The organism is Fulvivirga ulvae, assembly GCF_021389975.1.
In the GTDB taxonomy this organism is placed as follows: domain Bacteria; phylum Bacteroidota; class Bacteroidia; order Cytophagales; family Cyclobacteriaceae; genus Fulvivirga; species Fulvivirga ulvae.
On the sequence record NZ_CP089981.1, the window covers coordinates 4,209,137 to 4,227,510 of the forward strand.

An 18,374-nucleotide genomic window follows, 5' to 3' on the forward strand; every position below is an offset into this window, starting at 1 on the left:
TAGGGGTTTAATTATTTTCAAGTTTACAACAAAATAATCAATTATTTGGTTTTCAAACCTTCAATAAGCATCCCCGCCAACTGATTTCCCAGCTCACTGGGATCTATGATCCCTGAAGGATCATACCAGTGTGGCATCCAGTTTAGCGAGGAGAAGAGTGTCATTACTGCCAGTTTGGTATCAACCGGTTTAAACTCCCCTGCTTTTATACCACCTTCAATTATTTTTTTAAACCTGTTGATATAATTGATTCTCATTAAAAGGAAATCGCGCAAATATGGCTGGCTTAAATGCCTGTGTTCATTCATAAATACGGCTGAGGCTGTCAGCTCTTTGGCCATGACATGAATATGCCCCGTTATTCCTCTGCGCAATCTTTCACTATAGGAAATATCAGCACCTTCAACTTCTTTGAGTGATCGCTGAAACCTTTTGGCCATTTCGAAACATAATGCCTGAAGGATCTCTTCCTTGGATTTAATATGAGAATAAAGACTAGCTGCCTCAATACCAAGTGCTTGTGCCAGGTCACGCATGGAGGTGGCAGAATAGCCCTTTTGCTTAAAAAGCTCGGAGGCCGTTCTTATAACTTGTTCTTTTCTGCTTAAATTTTCTACGCCCACCATCTTTACAAAAATAGCGAATATTGTTTTTGAAGGAAGTAATTTATTAGTTTTGACCGCAAAATTTATATAAATGTCCTTTAAAAGCCCTGAAAACTTTCACAATAAGCTAGGTTTTGTTTTTCATGCCATGCTTGCCTTACCTTTGGCTGCTTTTGTTTATCTGTTTTTGGAACTCAGGCACAGAGAACTGCAGCCTGCACTTGACGATAACGCAGTGATTTTCATACTTACTTACTTGTTGCCTGTACTTGGGGCTGGTGCCGTTATTGGCGGGTATTTTATATTTAAGAAAGATTTAAGGGGCGTTAATCAGCAGGAAAGCCTGCGTGATAAATTAGAGGCTTATTATACTGCAAGCCTGAAATTGTACGGATTTATTGAGTTGGGGTCATTGATTTTCGTTGGGGGCTTGTATTTAACGACTTCTGCAGCTTTTATTTTGTTTTACGTACTCCTTTTATTCTTCATGTCGCTTAACAGGCCGACACCTCAAAAATATGTAAATGACCTGCGCCTTACCGAAAAGGAAAGGGAGGTTATTTTATATAAAGGTAGTTTTGAGGAAGCTGAATCTACGGGCCCGGAAGAAAATTGATGCCAAATTACCTGAGAACCCCATCTCTGCTCAAAGTATGGTAAGAGGAGGTTTCACAACTCTTCAGTATAAATAGGCGATAGTATTGAGATTTTAAGCCGCGATAATAAGTCTAATTAAGAATGCTGCTTTGACTAAACCTTACTTTGCAGTCATTCTGATCACAGCATCTTCTGCTCTTATTTCTACATTGGCATTGCTGCTCCCTAGCGCAAGTCTGGTTCGGTTTTCGCTCTGCCGTATGGGCATGAAGTCGGAAGAAAGGTCAATCTGGGTATCTTCATGAGTAATATCAACCTTAGCGCCTCCATCGGTAAAGCTGAGTATCAGGCTGCCATCTTCTATATCGTAAAAGTACTCCCCATTATTAGTGAGCGTGGTTGCTATCACAAGATCGCCATCCTCCATGGTGGCATTGACCTTATCAAATTTGCCTTCTGCTATTCTAAGATCACCATCATTGGCCTTTACGAATAAGTTTCCTGAACCTTTGTCAAGGCTGATATCTCCATCATAAAAAGTAAACCGGAAATCTTTTCCCGTACACGCCTTCAGGTCTGCATCGGCATCGTCGAGATGCATTTCAATAGCACCGTTGATATTTGATATTTCATACTTATCTCCATCACCTTTGATATCCAACCTCATATTTTCAGGTACTTCAATTTCAATTTTATACTCTTCGCCAGATGACCCGGCAACGTTTATCATGCTTCCGCTATATTTTTCTGTGATTACCAGGCTGCCATTATCAGCCTGAATGTCGACAGCAAAGCTGCTGGTACCCAGATTAAGTGAGCCTTTCATGTTTCTGTATATTTTCACCCGGGCATCTGTACGGTCGTTGCCGGTAATGTACACTTTGGCATCACTGCTTGTAAGTTTTAACAAACCGTCAGAGTCAACTTCATAAGTTTTGTCGAGGTTATATACATCCTGAGCATTTACAAAAAATGGGATAAAGAAAAGAAAGGCAACAAAAAGCGTTTTCATGGGTTTAAGTATTCTTGAACTATAGAAATAATTGTTTGTGTTAATGATATTTGCGGATGCTGTAATGGAGTAAATAATAATTGAGAACCTGACTCTTCAAGATCAGGTATTGCCATCAGGTTTGAACTCAGCAAAATTATAATGGCTACTATCAAACCTATAATAACAGTCAGTGTTCTTTTATTTAGCCATTTCATAGTTAAACTTTAAACCGGAATTGGTATTAGCCAAAACCAACAATGTACAGTTTTTAAAATCCTATATTACTTATAATATGCTACCTAAATGTTTACCCTTCAACAACGATTGGGAAAGAACATTTATTACAAGACAACTGATTTTCGAATAAGGTTGCGATGGGGAAGAAATAAATTTTTTGAGATTGGATATATACTTTACCTGTTTTTGAGTAGGGAAATGCCTTTTGCGAACAGAGCATTGATATCAGGTGAAATCTTTAAAAGCAATACAGGACCCATAAACAATATGATTGTAAGGGTGCTGAGCCAGGCAATATTAAGATAAAGGTTGGCCGAACTGGGTACATAGTACATAATACCATAAGTGACAACTCCGAAAATTACAATGAGTATAAATTTGTAGTTATAGGGTTGTAATGAAAATTTTACATAGATAACTATATACTCAATGACATTAAATAAACACATGGAAAGTACCGAGGCAAATGCAGCTCCTGAAATACCATATCTGGGTATAAATATGATGTTGGTGATCACCGTAAGGGCTAGTAGGGCCATAACAGCATAGGCATTGGCTTTATAAAACTTGGAGCTGCCAATGATGATTGTATTGGCACCGGTGGCCATTACGGAAAGGTGACTAAGGCCAATGAAAATGATGACATATTTACCTGCCGCATAGTCTGGTGGTAGTATCAGGAAAATGTTTTCGAGGTTTACTATTAGGCCGAGGAATAGCAATAGGCCAATAATAAACTGATTCAGGCAGCTTTTTTTATATACTTCATCTATTGTTTTCAGATCATTCTCCTTGTGGGCCTGGGCAATAACGGTGGAGCCAATGCGTAAAAAGGCCCTCGATGGTATAGAAACGAGTATGCCAAAATAAGAGGTTATGGCATATATTCCGGTAAGCGCTGTATTGGTATACTGATTGACCATAATGCTGTCAATATTGAGTATCGCAATATTTCCGAAGCCTGTAATAAGTCCAAAAAGAGCTACTTGTACCATTTGTCTGGCCATCGGTTTGTCGATGATGCTAAAGTCAGGTTTAAGGTGGAAGTGTTTATCCTTAACTAGAAGGATGAGTAGGATAACAGTAGGTAGTGAAAGTGCAACGCAGTAAAATATAACAAACCAGTGAAAATTGATTATATCAAAGATATACAAGAGGATGAATACAAAAATGAAGGTTCTTTGTGCAAATTCTTTGAGAAATGCTCCTACAGTTGATTTAAATAAACCTCTATAAAATACGTCTAAGCTCCCAAAGAGTAATGTGAAGAATGTTAAGGGGATTATAAAATAGAGGTAGTCTACAAATAAAGGAGAGTCTGCTTTGTTGGATTGGATCAACGTTGGGCTTAAGATCAGAAATACAGCCAGGAAAAGAATAAATCCTACGAGAAGTACAGAGAAAAGTAAAAATAACAGTCCATGGTTTTTCTTATCTTCATTTCTGAAAAACGGAAAAAATCTGATAGCAACAGCATTAATACCCAGGTTTGCAAATTGTGCAAATATGGTCGAGTATGACACTAGAAGTTTTAACAGACCATTTTCAGATGGAGTAAGGTATTTGGAAAATAATAATGCAGTGGTTATAAAACCTAAAACAACACCCATATAGGTGTAGGTAGTGGATAGAATAGATTGCCTTTTGATAACTCCCATGCCTAGCTATTGATCCTCTCCTGAGTGTAACTGCTCTTCATCTGAATTTATATTTTACGCAAAACTATAAAAAGCGCTTGAATAAAGTTTATGGGTATGCCTCAACTTAGCATAACCGGCGATTTCTATAGATAATTTTTTGATAAACTTAGAATTGCAGTACTTTTGCCTGCTAATAATTTAGGGCTTCGTGAGTATAAATGAGAAACAAAAAAAGGTATTAGTGATTACTTATTACTGGCCACCCGCCGGTGGGATTAGTGTTTTAAGAAGCCTGAAAATTGTTAAGTATCTAAGGGATTTTGGTTGGGAACCCATAGTCTTTACCCATCAGAATCCTCAATATCCTTTAATTGATCATTCCAATTTTAAAGACATCCCCGATGATGTAACTGTTCTGAAAAAGGGTGCTATTGAGCCGTTTGAGTTGTTTAAGAAAATAACAGGGCGAAGGAAGGACGATTCTCTTCAAAATATTCTTTATATAGGTGATAAGAAGCAGAGTTGGTCTGAGAAATTGGCTATTTGGTTGCGTGGTAACTTTTTTATTCCCGATGCCAGAGCACTATGGATAGGCCCTTCTGTTAGATACCTGACAAAATACTTAAAAGAAAACCCTGTAGATGCAATATTTTCTGACGGTCCTCCCCACACCAATACGCTAATTGCCTGTAGAGTGTCGAAAATAACTAATATACCATGGCTCGCCGATTTTCAGGATCCCTGGACCCAGGTAGATTATTACAAAGATTTTATGATCTCAAAATGGGCAGATCGGTGGCATAAGAAACTTGAACAGGAGTGTTTCAGACAGTCTGATAAGATTACCATTGTTACGGAAAGCTGGAAGCGCGACCTGGAGAGCATCGGGGCTAATAATGTTTCGGTTATTCCCTGGGGATACGATGAGGAGGATTATGTTGGTATAGAAAGGAAACTGTCAGAAAAGTTTACTATTTCCCACACGGGCATCTTAGGCGTTGACCGGATATCCGAGCCTCTTTTTAAAGCCCTAAGTGATTTATGCGATGAGGTTCCAGGCTTTCGCGATAATTTGCAGGTAAAGTTGATAGGGGCAGTTGACTATCATCTGCAAGAAATAGTAAACAGTTATGGACTGGATGGAGCTGTCGAAATTATGAAGCATATACCCAGGAAACAGGTCTTATCAGAAATTTTCAATAGCCAGGTCTTACTATTGCTGATTAATAAATCTCATAATGCCAAGGGGCGCATGCCTGCAAAGCTGTTTGAGTATCTAAGAGCGGCAAGGCCAATACTCTGTTTGGGTGATACTGATTCAGATTGTTCAAAAATTCTTTCGACCACCAATAGTGGTGTTACATACGGCTATGACGATTATAATGGTTTGAAAAAAGCACTTAAGGATTATTATACCCGGTTTTTGCAGAGAGAGCTGGAAATTGATCAGAAGAATATAGGAGACTTCTCGATCAGGAAATTGACAGGAACCATCGCAGGGTACCTGGAAGAAATAAGCAGGAGAGAAAATGACTAAGAAAACAAATGTCCTTTGTTTTATAGATAATCCCAGAGGCAGGGATTTCGAAATAGTGGTGCTTCTTGCAATTTTCATTGAAAAATATTTGAATTGTAAGGTTGAGTTCTTCCTTAAATGGGACATTCATCAGATTTATAAGAAAAAGCCGGATATCGTACTTACCCCAAACGCTATTGGATCTCACTACTATTATGAAATAACAAAATATGCGGCTGAAAGCGGGATTAAGGTGTTTTCCCTTATCTCAGAAGGTAATTTCAGGACGAATGGTACCTTTAACTATTGGGGATACAATAAGAATAATATATTTTATCAGGATTACATTTGCCATTGGTCTCAAAGGACTTTGGATTTTTTGGTGAGTGAGTTGCCAGAATATAAAGATAAAATGGTGCTAACTGGCGCTACCGGTTTTGATCGTTACAAGATTTATGAGTTTCAGAAGAGGGAGACTATACTGCGGAAGTATGGAAAAGAAAAGTATAAGAAAGTGATAACTTATGCTGCCTGGAGCTTTGGTAAATTGTTCAATGAGCAAGGCCGGAAGGAGATACAGTATATGAATGCTCCCGGCAAACCTGACAGGGCCAAGTGGATGGAAGAGCAAATGTATGAGGTTGAAGGTGTATTAGAGCGCGTAATTACAGAGAATCCTGACATTTTATTTTTCCTGAAAAGACACCCTAGCGCCCGTAATCCGTCCGTTACAGGGGAGGAAATGAATGAGATCATCAGGTTGAGCAAATATGAAAATGTAATCTATATTAAGGAAAGGGAAGAAATCCATGACCTGATTGCCATCTCAGACCTCTGGTTAGGTTTTGAAACTACTACGGCACTTGAAGCATGGTGTATGCATGATCGCCCGACTATTCTCATTAATTCTAATACCGATTTTATTAGAGATGAGCTTTATAAAGGATCTGTTATCGCGGCTGATTACAGCGAATTACAGTCTTTTGTGGACGAGTTTTATACTACTGGCAGAGTTAAAGCTTTTGACATTGTAGAAAAGAAACAAGAAAGGAACAGGTTAATGGCAAGTATAATAGGTTTTGATGATGGGTTGAACCACTTAAGGGCTGCTTTTTATTTTAATAAGACATTAACCAGACCGGAATCTAAAATAAAAATAAAAATCAACTTAATTTACCTTTTCAGGCACCTGTTAACGAGGCTGGGAAAACTTACATATAATAAAGACCTCTTTTTAAAACTGCCTAAATTTAAAAAGTCCGTTTGGGTATTTGAAAGGTTAGATATGTCAGAAGCTTATTTGGCAAAGAAAAGATATGAAAAATATGTCGATGACTTTTACGAAAAAAAACACTTACATTCATTGTCTGATTTTGAACTGCTTTGGACAAATATAATAACTCAAAAGAATGAATGAATTTTTGAAAAACAAATCAATATTAATAACAGGAGGGACAGGTTCTTTTGGGAAGAAGTTTGTAGAGACCCTTGTTTCAAGGTATCCCGAAGTTAAGCGAATAGTAATCTATTCACGTGATGAATTGAAGCAATACGAGATGTCCCAATATTTAAACAAATCCCATCATGCAGGGCTCCGTTATTTTATTGGTGATGTTCGAGATGCTGAGAGACTGAAAAGAGCATGCGAGGATGTGGATATAATTATTCATGCTGCAGCCTTAAAGCAGGTTCCTACTGCTGAGTATAATCCCATGGAATGCATAAAAACCAATGTAATGGGGGCAGAAAATGTTATAAATGCCGCATTGGATTGTGGAGTGGAAAATGTTGTAGCCTTGTCAACAGATAAAGCCGCCGCCCCCATCAATCTCTATGGTGCTACTAAGCTTTGCTCTGATAAGTTGTTTGTATCTGCCAATAACGTGAAAGGCAGTAGAGATATATCGTTTTCAGTAGTTAGGTATGGAAACGTTATGGGATCGAGGGGTTCCGTAATTCCGTTTTTTCTCGGCAAAAGATCAGAAGGAGTACTCCCTGTTACTCACGATCAGATGACCCGATTTAACATAAGCCTCGAAGAGGGAGTTGAACTTGTGCTGTTTGCTCTTCAAAACTCTTTAGGAGGAGAAATATTTGTGCCTAAATTGCCGTCATATAATATTATGGATCTGGCGGAAGCTATAGGGCCGGAATGTGAAAAGAAGATAACGGGAATACGTCCGGGAGAAAAGTTGCACGAAGATATGATTACAGAGAGTGATGCATTAAACACTCTGGAGCTTGAAAAGTATTTCATTATACATCCGACCACGAATAAATGGAATAGCATCAGGGAAGAGCTTCTGAACTCAGGCAAAGCCCGTGCGGTGGCACATAACTTTAGTTACAATTCAGGGAAAAACGATACTTTCCTGGCTGTTGATGAGATTCGATCACTGATAAAACGACACCTGGATCCAGCATTCAACGCATGAAAAAATTTAATATTCCATATGGAAAGCAGCAAATAACCCAGGAGGATGCCGATGCCGTACTGGAAACGCTGTATTCAGATTTTCTTACCCAAGGCCCCAAGGTGGAGGAGTTTGAGCATAATTTTGCATCTTATACAGGTTCAAAGTTTGCTGTAGCTGTAGCCAACGGAACAGCAGCTCTTCATCTCGCCTGTTTAAGCTTGGGAGTTAACGAACAAAGTAACGTTATCACAACGCCTATTACCTTTGTAGCTTCAGCTAATGCTGTTAAATTTTGTGGAGGTAACGTTTATCTATCTGACATAGATGCTAATACCGGACTTTTGGATCTGAATAAATTAGAGAATTTGCTAAAATCTAAAACTAAGGGGTTTTTTCAAGGCGTAATTCCGGTGGATTTTGCAGGTGGTACTGTAAATACAGAGGAACTAAGGACTTTGGCAGATAAGTATGGTATTTGGATACTTGAAGATGCCTGTCATGCCATAGGAGGTTTTTTTTATGACTCCCATAATAAAAGGCAGATTTGTGGAAGTGGGATTTTCTCCGATTTAACCGTTTTTTCCTTTCATCCGGTAAAGCATATCGCATGTGGAGAGGGGGGGGATGATAACTACCAATGATGAATCCTTGTATTCAAGACTCAAACTCCTTAGAACACATGGTATTACCAAGTCTGCCCATGAGCTTGAGGAAAACCATGGGGGCTGGTACTATGAAATGCAGGAGCTTGGTTATAATTACCGGTTAACTGATATTCAGGCGGCCTTAGGCGTCTCTCAGATGAAAAGAATAGATGAAAACTTAAATCAGAGAAGAAAGATAGCATCAAAGTATAACGAAGCTTTTAAAAACACTGATATACAACCACTTTTACAGAAAGAAGGCCATGCATATCACCTGTATGTAATAAAAACAGGGGATAGAAAGGGATTGTATGAACACCTTAGAAAGCAGGATATTTTTTCTCAGGTACATTATATACCGGTTCATTATCAGCCTTATTATAAAAAGCAGGGCTTTAAGGTTGGCGATTTCCCAGAGGCAGAACGCTATTATGAGCAATGCCTGAGTTTGCCTATGTATCATTCCCTGACTGATGAAGAGCAGGATTACGTGATCCGGGAAGTGTTAAATTATGTTTCCAAATGAAGATAGGAGCTATTGTACAAGCAAGAATGTCATCTTCAAGATTACCTGGAAAGGTAATGAAAGAACTCCCCTTTAATTCAGGTATACCAAGTATAGAGCAGGTTTTAAGGAGGGTTTCTGCAGCAGAAAAAATCGATGAAGTAATCCTGGCTACATCAGATGATGAGAGTGATGACGAATTAGCCTCTCTTGTGGAAAGCCGGGGTTATCATGTTTACAGAGGGAGTCTGGGAAACGTGCTTGAACGATATTATTTAGCGGCTACAAAATACAGCCTTGATATAGTAGTAAGGATAACAGGGGATTGTCCGTGTATCGACCCTGATGTCATTGATATGGTTGTCGACCGGCATATTTTAAATCATGCAGATTTTACTTCAAGTGCCATCGTACGCACATTTCCGATAGGTATAGATGTTGGCGTTATGAATTATACTGCCCTGACAAAGGCATTTGATAATGCCCAACATGACTACGAAAGGGAGCACGTAACCCCGTATTTTTATAAAACTAAGCCGGATGAATTTAATGTGCAGGTCGTGAAAGCTGAGGAAAATCGTATCCATCCGGAGATCAGGCTAACTTTGGATACTCCTGAAGACTATAACCTGCTTTGTTGCGTTTTTGATTATTTATACCAGGAGAATAACCTCTTTGGAGTTGATCAGGCTATAACACTATTTGAACAAAAGCCGTGGTTGAAAAATATTAATGAGAAGGTTTCGCAGAAAAGGGTTCATAACAACCTGGAAGGCGAGGTAGAGGACGTTCTTCAATATTGTGAGCATCAGGGCTTAAACAGGATGAGTGAATACATCAAGAACAATCTGCTTTGAAGAACAATAGCTATGACATTTTTATACGCGCTGATGCCAATCCGCAAATAGGAACAGGGCATATAAAAAGATGCTTGGTTTTGGCAGATTTTCTTCGGGAAGAAGGCTACAATGTAGTTTTTGTAACCCACAACTCATCATCTGAAATGGTTACTGAGGTTAATAATCAAGGTTTTGACACGATAAATCAGCGAGATGAAGCTTCCGGAATAAAGGATATACTTGAAGTAATTAACAAATATGGAGCGCAAAAAAGGTTGTTAATCACTGATGGCGATGACGAAGAATTTTATTCATCACAATATCAACAATCTGTGATTAATAGTGGTACATATTTAATGACTATAACATTCAGCAATTATGGCCATTTTTACTCCAACATTATTCACAATCAAAACCCTTTGTCATTGGAACAGGAATACTCCAGAGAGGGGTATAGCACTTTGCTTCGGGGTACTGAATATGTTATTTTGAAAAGGGAGTATTTAAATTTGCGGAGTAGCCCTACTCAAGAAACACTTCCATACACCATATTGCTGTCGTTTGGAGGAGCAGACAAAAACGACCTGACAGGTCTGGTTGTTGATGAATTAAGATCTTTTTGCAAAGCCATTAAAAAATTGATCATAGTTGTAGGTTCTCTGTATACAAATTTAGACAGTTTGAAAAAAATGCTTTCAAAATATCCTATACCTGTGCAGTTGTTTATCAACACCAGCAGAATGGCAGATTTGATGAATAAAGCAGACTTTGCCATTACTTCTGCAGGGTTAAGTACCTGGGAGCTGTCATGTCTTGGGATACCTGATGTTGTTATTTCATCATCAGAGAGAGAAAAGATTTCCGCCGAATACCTGAGCAAAAAAGGGTATATCGAATACGTATCACATTTTGATGATCGTAACCTGAAAAGTAGGATACGAGAGACAGTGAGTAAATTAATCGATAAGCCTGAGCATCTGCATAGTCTTTCTCAAAAATGCTTTCAATTGGTAGATGGAAGGGGAGTAAAAAGGGTAATGACCAATATTAATCAATTACTTAAGAAAGATGAGTAGCAGACAAGATAACAAGAGACTGGATGAATATAAAAAGGATGACATAGCAGAGTCAGCAATGGAAGCTGCCAATCAGAGATTGCAAGATTTGCACCTTATGATTTCTGAAACCTACAATACACCCAAATACCCAGTAATATTCATAGTTGGAGCCCAGCGATCCGGGACCACGCTTTTAATGCAAAGCATGGTCAATTATTTCAGGTTATTTTATGCTAATAATTTGATTGCGCGATTTTATAAGGCTCCTTATGTAGGAGCTTATTTGTATAAATCACTTTTCAAAAGCTTAGATACCCTTGAAGTAGGCTATTCATCTGACTTAGGTTACACGGAAAGTATCCATGGTCCCCACGAGTTTGGCTACTTTTGGCGAAGGTGGTTCCCTTATGAGGCCTACGATAAAAACTTTACAGAGGAGGCATTTGCTCCAGGGGCACTGGCTCACGAACTCGCAACTTTAGAAGCTGTATATGGAGTACCTCTTGTTTTTAAAAATATCACCATATGCGATTTTAATATTGAGCGATTAGCAAGAGAGTTACCGACAGCATTGTTTATTAATATTGAGAGAGACTCAATCTATTGTATGCAATCGACCTACCTGTCACGATTAAAAATGTATGGATCGGATAAAGAGTGGATAGGAGTTAAGCCTCCTGAATACCCGAAACTAAAGGAAATGCTGGTTTTTGACCAGATTGCAGGACAGCTTCACTATACTAAAGAGTATATTGATGCTTCCTTAAAGAAAATCTCTCCTGAGAGATTTGTTGAGGTTAAGTATGAGCATTTTGTAGAAAACCCAGCTGAGGTAATGCAGAGTATTTTTGAGATGGTGCGAAGTAATGGATTTAAAATTGAAAAAAGAGATAGAATTATGCCTCCTATATCATCAACAAATAGCAGAAAGTTGAGTGACGCAGATTTTGAAAAAATAGCTAAGGCGCTAAGGAAATATAGTTAGTCAAAGACATCACTACTAGCCGCTTCAAACCAAAAATATAGTTCAAAGTTAAAAATTATTGTATGATTATTTCAGTAATGCAGCCTACGTACCTACCATGGATGGGCTACTTTGCTCTTATAGACTGCTCAGACAAATTTGTCATTTATGACGATGTTCAGTTTGAAAAACAAAGCTGGCAGCAGAGAAACAGGATAAAAACAAATCAAGGAGTTCAGATGCTTACTATTCCGGTGTCAAAAAGTGTATCAGCCTCCAGGTTGATCTATGATATTATGATTAACGAGAACGGGAAATGGAGAAAGAAACATCTGAAATCTATAGAACAATCGTACAGAAGCTCAGCATATTTCCAAGAGGTTTTTCCTGTGCTGGAGAGTTGTTACCTTCACGATACAGATTCCCTTTCTGAATTTAATAGCCATATTATAATGGAACTTTGTGGGTATTTAGGAATAGATAAGAAAATAGTGTTTTCGTCATCATTTAGATGCCAGGGGGTTAAAGTTGACAAACTTATAAATATTGTAAAATATCTGGGCGCTGATGAGTATCTGTCACCAATAGGTTCGTTTGAATATATTAATGAAAATAATTTGTTCGAGAAGGAAAAGATAAGTCTTCATTATCAAAATTTCAGACACCCGAGGTATAATCAGCTACATGGAGAGTTTATTTCGCACATGTCCATTATAGATTTGCTATTTAACGAAGGTAAAAATAGTTTGCAAATTTTAAGATCCGGTATATTAAAGCACCTTTCTCATGAAGAAGTAAAAATGTTATAGATAATTATGGAGTTTCAGATAGATCAGAGAAAAGTAGGGGGCAATAACCCTTGCTATATTGTAGCAGAATTATCAGCAAATCATAATCAGGATTTGGAACTGGCCATTCAGACCATTAAGGCTATGAAAGAGGCTGGAGCAGACTCAGTGAAAATTCAATCCTATACGCCGGATTCAATCACTTTAGACTCTGATAAGCCATGGTTCAAAACCAGGGAAGATAGCCCTTGGGCTGGGAGAAAGCTGTATGAAGTATATGAAAAGGGAGCTACACCATGGGAGTGGCATGAGAAATTACAACGGGTAGCAATGGATGTAGGCCTGGATTTCTTTTCTTCACCATTTGATCTGGATTTTGTTAAGAAATTAGAGTCAATAGATATACCAATATATAAGATCGCTTCCCTTGAAATAACGGATATTCCATTGATCAAAGCAGTTGCAGCTACAGGAAAACCAGTGATATTTTCAACGGGAGCTTCTTCCGAAGAGGATATTCAACTGGCTATTGATACCTGTAAAGGTCAAAATAATACAAACATAGCCCTTCTAAAGTGTACCTCGGCCTATCCAACTCCACTAGAAGAAGTGAATTTGTCCGCTATAAGAAGTATCAAAGAAAAATATAACGTTATAGTAGGTCTGTCTGATCACACTTTGGGAGATCTTGTACCTGTTGGTGCTGTTGTAATGGGGGCTAAAATAATAGAGAAGCACTTTATACTTGATAAGTCCATTGATACATTAGATAGGGACTTTTCTATGGATCCTGGTGAATTCAAAACCATGGTTAGGAAAATTCGCGATATGGAAAAGGCATTGGGTACACCAGAACTCGAAATAAAAGGAAGAATGGGTAATGCCACAAAATATCGCAGGTCCCTCTTTGCTGTTAAAAATATTAAAAAAGGAGAGCTGTTGAATGTTGATAATGTAAGGTCGCTCAGGCCTGGATCCGGTTTGCACCCTAAATACTATGAAGCAATACTTGGAAAAAAAGCGACGGAAGACATAGAGAAAGGCACACCTCTATCGTTCCCGCTTATTGAAGAAGCCTGATTAAATTTTAAAAGCCCTCATTGCATGCAAATGAGGGCTTTTTTATAGCAAACCCTAATAGGTTAATGGGTTTTCAAGTCGATTTCTCTGTAGTACGTTAATCTTTCTTTTTGATAAAAGACCAAGCCAGGGAAGCAACAATAAGCAAAAGCAGGAATCCTGAACTCGCCATCATAACCTTATTCCCAACAAAATAAGCCTTTGGCCTGAATTCAAATTCTACCACATGTTCACCTTGAGGTATGTTCACTGCACGCAGTATATAATTGGCCCTGATAATGTCTGTTTCCTTACCATCTATCTTGGCAACCCATCCTTTTGGGTAATAAATCTCCGAAAAGACAGCTAATGCATTACTGCTGGCTTCAACTTTGTACTTCAGGTAGTTAGGCTTGTACTCCACTAATTCTATATTTCCTGAACCCGCCACATTATCTGATACCTCAAAACGAGAAACGTCTACAACCGCGGTGCTTTTGGACTCTAATTTGCAAGTTGCGGCTATTTCTTCATCGGCCGAATTGACTTTCTGTACATCGCTTACCAACCATGCATTGCCAAAATTTGCAGGATTAGGAATTACATTACCGGCTTCTGGGCCATAGGTGTAGTATTTGGTGTTAAGCATATTTATGGCTCCCGACCGCGAAAAATTAGCAGTTCCGGATTGTATGGACTCTATGACTTGATTCTTTTGTTCATCAAGGCAGTGATCTACCAACTCCTGGTATCTTTTAAGTTTGGCACCATGGTAGCCGCCTACGGAACTATGGTGGTAGCTGGTTCTTGCTTCATTCCACGGATTGGCTAAATTAAGCACGCGGTAATGAAGATCATTGTCAGAATCGATTTTTTTATCGGCAGGTGTTGCCGCAAAGAAGTTCTTTTTCGGACTTCTCGTAAAGTTTCCATCATTAAGATACCGCTTATCTACGGCCCATAGATCAGTTAATATCAAGCCTCCTATAATCAAAAATGTTACAGAAGTAGATATTTTGCTTTTGGTGTAAAAGAATAGAGTGGTACCTGCTAGTAATATGAAAATAAGACTTCTTAAGGCATCAGACCTCATCAATGCTTCCCTGTCCTCTCTAAGCGCTTCTATAAACCAAGCGGGCAGACTGGCCATACGATCATCAATAAGACCTTTAAACGAGCCTATTCCTGCAAATATTACCGTCAAAAGAGCAATACCTCCGGTTATTGCTGCGGCCATTAATAATGGTTTAGTCAATGCTTTAGCGCCTTCTTTTTGCATTAGTTTTTCTAAACCGATAAAGCCTAATAGTGGTATACTAAGTAAAGCAATGCTTATAGCCATGGAAACAGCCCTGAACTTGTTGTAACCGGGGAAGTAGTCGTACATCAGATAGTTGAAAGTATCAAAATTTTTACCCCAGGCCAACAATAGTGAAAAAACGGTAGCTCCAATGAGCCAATAGCGTGTTTTGTTATCAGCGAGTATAATCCCTAGTACAAATAAAAAGCATACAATGGCTCCCGCGTAAATTGGCCCGCTTGTAAAAGGCTGGTCACCCCAATATGTACCTGCGTTGTTGGTAAATTGCCTGACCTGGTCAGGAGGAGCACCATTTTGGCGAAGTGCCTCTGCCAGGTTGGAATCGTCATCTAGTTTTTGCTGGCTGGCACCACCATAGAAATTAGGGATCAATAGAGTCATGGACTCCATTTTTCCACTACTCCATGCAAAAACATAATCTCTGTCCAGACCGGCTTCACCTGCCTTTTGAGTAAGGTCAGATTTACCACGGGTCGAATATTGAGTATACTCATAAGTTGCCCATAAGCGACCCAGGTTACAGCCAATAGCCACAACTGTTGCCAGCAAAAGCAATAAAGTACTTTGGAAGAAGGGTTTGAAATTTTTTGACTTTACGGCTTCAATAAGAACATTGATACCATAAAACAATAGTAGCAATACGAGATAATAAGTTATTTGAAAATGATTTGATCTTATTTCCAATGCTATTGCAAGTGCTGTAAGCACAAAACCCCAAACCAAATTACGGTCTTTTCGAAACAATAAATGAAAACCGGCAACAACAAGCGGCATAAATGCTATGGCCCTTACTTTCCACATGTGTCCTGCTTCTATACTTATTATGTTAAAGCTATTCAAGCCATAAGCCAATGCTCCGATGATAGCGATGTATGGCCTTACTCTAAATACCAAAAGAAGTATGTAAAAGCATATAAAAGCTAAAAACGTCGATTCGGCTGGACTGGGCAATCCTAATGATGCAATAGCCTGAAAATGTCTTAAAAGGTCTCCACTCCAATATAAATTGATAAGATACGCAGGCATACCACCAAACATACTATTTACCCAGAGGGCCTCTTCGCCTGTTTCCTGTCTGAATTCAACAGCCTCCTGGCCACCCCCGAGGCCTTGAAGAACGTCGTTCTGACTTATTGTTTCGTTGGAGAAAAATAAAGGCTGGTAATAAATTAAAGTGATTAAGAAAAAGATGCCAATGGCTATAATATGGGGGAGAAAATCCTTTTTAAAATTAAATTGTTTCATTCAGCGTTAGTTTTTAGCGGCTTGTGCGAAATTCAAAATTAGCCAAATATAAATACTCTTTGGGAAAATGAATTGTTTTATTAGTTCTATAAAGTTCAGTTCTTTATGATGAAAATTTGTGGATTATAATTTTTCGAATGATAATATGAAGGTTTCGTTTTTGGATTTAAAAAGGCAACAGGCTGAAATTAAGGAAAAGCTGTTAACAACTACATCAAATATTATTGAGGAAGGCTGGTATATAGGAGGGAAGCATGTGACGCAATTTGAGCATGCCTTTTCCGGGTACCTGAAAGCAGAAAACTGTATAAGTTGTGCTAACGGTACAGATGCATTGGAGTTAATTCTGAAAGGATTTGGTATAGGTAAAGGAGACGAAGTAATCGTGCCTTCCTTCACCTGGGTTTCAGATGCTGAGGTAGTACATGCCGTTGGAGCAAGACCCGTTTTTGCAGATATCCCTATGGATTCATACTGTATCTCAGGGGAAACAATTGCAAACCTGATCACATCAAAAACCAAGGCAATAATTGTTGTACATCTCTATGGGATACCTTGTCATATGGATCCTATTATCAATTTAGGCAAAGAGTATGGGATTAAGGTCATAGAAGATTGTGCCCAGGCACACGGCGCTAGCTATATGGGTAAAAAGGTCGGAACAATAGGGGATGCAGCAGCTTTTAGTTTTTACCCCACGAAGAACCTTGGTGCTCTGGGTGACGGGGGAGCTATTATAACTAATGATGCTACACTGGCTCAAACTGTTCGTTTGCTGAAAGATCATGGACAAAAGGCACGTGATGAGCATGTTGCAATAGGAGAAAATAGCAGGTTAGACGCGTTACAGGCAGCCGTTTTATCGTTAAAATTATCTTATCTGGATCAGTGGAACGATGAACGTCGAAGATTGGCTCAAATTTATTTATCAGGTATGAACAAGCTGGACATGAAGTTACCTGATAATGGAATAGATCGGGTATTCCATCTTTTTGTAATTCAAACTGCTCTTAGAAACCAGTTAAGGAAATATTTATCAGAACATGGCATAGAGACAGCCATACATTACCCTGTACCTATTCACAAAATTGAAGCTTATCAAGTGTCCGAAGTGCTTCCCAACTCAGAAAGAGCCGCTGGTGAAGTTTTATCCTTGCCTCTATATCCAGGGATGGAAGATGCAGAGGTAGAGTATATTTTAGATCATGTAAAAGCTTTTATGAGCACTGGAAAATAAAGATTACAGGAAGGGCCGAAAGGTGAAAATGGATTTGCGCATCCTGAAAATATAACAATATTCTTTTTTTAATTTATTTCACCCTCCCCGGATTCTCACTCACAAATGCGCCCCAGCTTTTTGAGGATTTTGTTTGTGCAACTCCTTTTTGAAAATGATGACAGACTGCTACAGCCAGCGCATCTGTGGCATCTAATAGTTTTGGTGCTTCCTTAAAATTTAAAAGAGACATGAGCATGCTGGCAACCTGCTCCTTGGAGGCATTTCCATTGCTAGTTACAGACTGCTTTACCTTTTTAGGAGCATATTCGGTGATAGGGATCTCCCTTGACAAAGCAGCAGCCATAGCCACTCCCTGTGCACGACCGAGTTTGAGCATCGACTGCACGTTCTTTCCATAAAAGGGAGCTTCCAGGGCTACTTCATCAGGATGGTAATCATTGATGAGGCTTAAAACACGCTCAAAGATCTTTTTGAGCTTCAATTCATGACCCGAATACTTGCTGAGGTGAATGACCCCAAACTGGATCAAACTTAACTTTTGGCCTTTTATAGCGATCAATCCATACCCCATTACACTTGTTCCCGGATCTAACCCTAAAATTATCCTCTCGGTTTGAGGTTTTTTATCTATTTTGCCCACACGCGCAATTTATGAATATGCCCAATCTAATAAAAGCTTCTTTTTATAAACCAACCCTATGGCCG

At 38.8% G+C, this 18,374-nt stretch carries 17 protein-coding genes; 12 read left to right on the forward strand and 5 right to left on the reverse strand.

Annotated features, from left to right (window positions below; translation table 11 throughout):
* Positions 1-41 precede the first annotated feature (41 nt).
* A complete protein-coding gene (locus LVD17_RS17965) occupies positions 42-626 on the reverse strand; it encodes a TetR/AcrR family transcriptional regulator (protein WP_233760394.1) in 585 nt (194 codons plus the stop codon).
* A gap of 70 nt (positions 627-696) precedes the next feature.
* Between LVD17_RS17965 and LVD17_RS17970 the strand changes: the two genes are divergently transcribed.
* The gene (locus LVD17_RS17970) at positions 697-1,221 is read left to right on the forward strand and encodes a hypothetical protein (RefSeq protein WP_233760395.1); all 525 of its coding nucleotides are present in this window, start codon (positions 697-699) and stop codon (positions 1,219-1,221) included.
* A 141-nt stretch (positions 1,222-1,362) separates the two neighbouring features.
* Here the strand turns inward: LVD17_RS17970 and LVD17_RS17975 are convergent, their stop codons facing one another.
* The gene (locus LVD17_RS17975) at positions 1,363-2,214 is read right to left on the reverse strand and encodes a DUF4097 family beta strand repeat-containing protein (protein WP_233760396.1); all 852 of its coding nucleotides are present in this window, start codon (positions 2,212-2,214) and stop codon (positions 1,363-1,365) included.
* A 395-nt stretch (positions 2,215-2,609) separates the two neighbouring features.
* Entirely contained in the window at positions 2,610-4,091 is a 1,482-nt protein-coding gene (locus LVD17_RS17980; protein WP_233760397.1) for an oligosaccharide flippase family protein, read from the reverse strand.
* A 223-nt stretch (positions 4,092-4,314) separates the two neighbouring features.
* Here LVD17_RS17980 and LVD17_RS17985 point away from each other — a divergent pair, with 223 nt between their 5' ends.
* The 10 genes from LVD17_RS17985 (at position 4,315) to pseI (ending at position 13,884) form a co-directional block, all read left to right on the forward strand.
* Positions 4,315-5,610 (forward strand): glycosyltransferase, encoded by a 1,296-nt coding sequence (locus LVD17_RS17985; protein WP_233760398.1) that lies wholly within the window; start codon positions 4,315-4,317, stop codon positions 5,608-5,610.
* The gene (locus tag LVD17_RS17990) at positions 5,603-7,006 is read left to right on the forward strand and encodes a BFO_1060 family glycosyltransferase (protein ID WP_233760399.1); all 1,404 of its coding nucleotides are present in this window, start codon (positions 5,603-5,605) and stop codon (positions 7,004-7,006) included. The genes LVD17_RS17985 and LVD17_RS17990 overlap by 8 nt, the downstream gene beginning before the upstream one ends.
* Positions 6,999-8,024: a UDP-N-acetylglucosamine 4,6-dehydratase (inverting) gene (gene pseB, locus LVD17_RS17995; protein WP_233760400.1), complete on the forward strand. Its 1,026-nt coding sequence runs from the start codon at positions 6,999-7,001 to the stop codon at positions 8,022-8,024. The genes LVD17_RS17990 and pseB overlap by 8 nt, the downstream gene beginning before the upstream one ends.
* Positions 8,021-8,647 carry an aminotransferase class I/II-fold pyridoxal phosphate-dependent enzyme gene (locus LVD17_RS28585; protein ID WP_306415950.1) on the forward strand — a complete coding sequence of 209 codons (627 nt, stop codon included), beginning with the start codon at positions 8,021-8,023 and terminating at the stop codon, positions 8,645-8,647. The genes pseB and LVD17_RS28585 overlap by 4 nt, the downstream gene beginning before the upstream one ends.
* Complete coding sequence (locus LVD17_RS28590; protein WP_306415951.1) at positions 8,631-9,176, forward strand: DegT/DnrJ/EryC1/StrS family aminotransferase; 546 nt, start codon at positions 8,631-8,633, stop codon at positions 9,174-9,176. The genes LVD17_RS28585 and LVD17_RS28590 overlap by 17 nt, the downstream gene beginning before the upstream one ends.
* Positions 9,173-10,012, forward strand: a complete 840-nt coding sequence (locus LVD17_RS18005; RefSeq protein ID WP_233760401.1) for a cytidylyltransferase domain-containing protein — start codon at positions 9,173-9,175, stop codon at positions 10,010-10,012. The genes LVD17_RS28590 and LVD17_RS18005 overlap by 4 nt, the downstream gene beginning before the upstream one ends.
* A complete protein-coding gene (gene pseG / locus LVD17_RS18010; protein WP_233760402.1) occupies positions 10,009-11,070 on the forward strand; it encodes a UDP-2,4-diacetamido-2,4,6-trideoxy-beta-L-altropyranose hydrolase in 1,062 nt (353 codons plus the stop codon). Before LVD17_RS18005 ends, pseG begins: the two co-directional genes overlap by 4 nt.
* Positions 11,063-12,037, forward strand: a complete 975-nt coding sequence (locus LVD17_RS18015) for a sulfotransferase family protein (RefSeq protein ID WP_233760403.1) — start codon at positions 11,063-11,065, stop codon at positions 12,035-12,037. Before pseG ends, LVD17_RS18015 begins: the two co-directional genes overlap by 8 nt.
* A 62-nt stretch (positions 12,038-12,099) precedes the next feature.
* Complete coding sequence (locus LVD17_RS18020) at positions 12,100-12,825, forward strand: WbqC family protein (protein WP_233760404.1); 726 nt, start codon at positions 12,100-12,102, stop codon at positions 12,823-12,825.
* Positions 12,826-12,831: 6 nt separating this feature from the next.
* The gene (gene pseI / locus LVD17_RS18025; RefSeq protein WP_233760405.1) at positions 12,832-13,884 is read left to right on the forward strand and encodes a pseudaminic acid synthase; all 1,053 of its coding nucleotides are present in this window, start codon (positions 12,832-12,834) and stop codon (positions 13,882-13,884) included.
* Between the two features lie 97 nt (positions 13,885-13,981).
* On the opposite strand, the gene LVD17_RS18030 is transcribed toward pseI, so the two are convergent.
* Positions 13,982-16,429 carry a YfhO family protein gene (locus LVD17_RS18030; protein WP_233760406.1) on the reverse strand — a complete coding sequence of 816 codons (2,448 nt, stop codon included), beginning with the start codon at positions 16,427-16,429 and terminating at the stop codon, positions 13,982-13,984.
* Between the two features lie 145 nt (positions 16,430-16,574).
* Between LVD17_RS18030 and LVD17_RS18035 the strand changes: the two genes are divergently transcribed.
* Positions 16,575-17,666 (forward strand): DegT/DnrJ/EryC1/StrS family aminotransferase, encoded by a 1,092-nt coding sequence (locus LVD17_RS18035; RefSeq protein WP_233760407.1) that lies wholly within the window; start codon positions 16,575-16,577, stop codon positions 17,664-17,666.
* A 73-nt stretch (positions 17,667-17,739) separates the two neighbouring features.
* Here LVD17_RS18035 and ruvC read toward each other — a convergent pair whose 3' ends face one another.
* Positions 17,740-18,309 (reverse strand): crossover junction endodeoxyribonuclease RuvC, encoded by a 570-nt coding sequence (gene ruvC, locus LVD17_RS18040; protein WP_233760408.1) that lies wholly within the window; start codon positions 18,307-18,309, stop codon positions 17,740-17,742.
* Between the last annotated feature and the right edge of the window lie 65 nt (positions 18,310-18,374).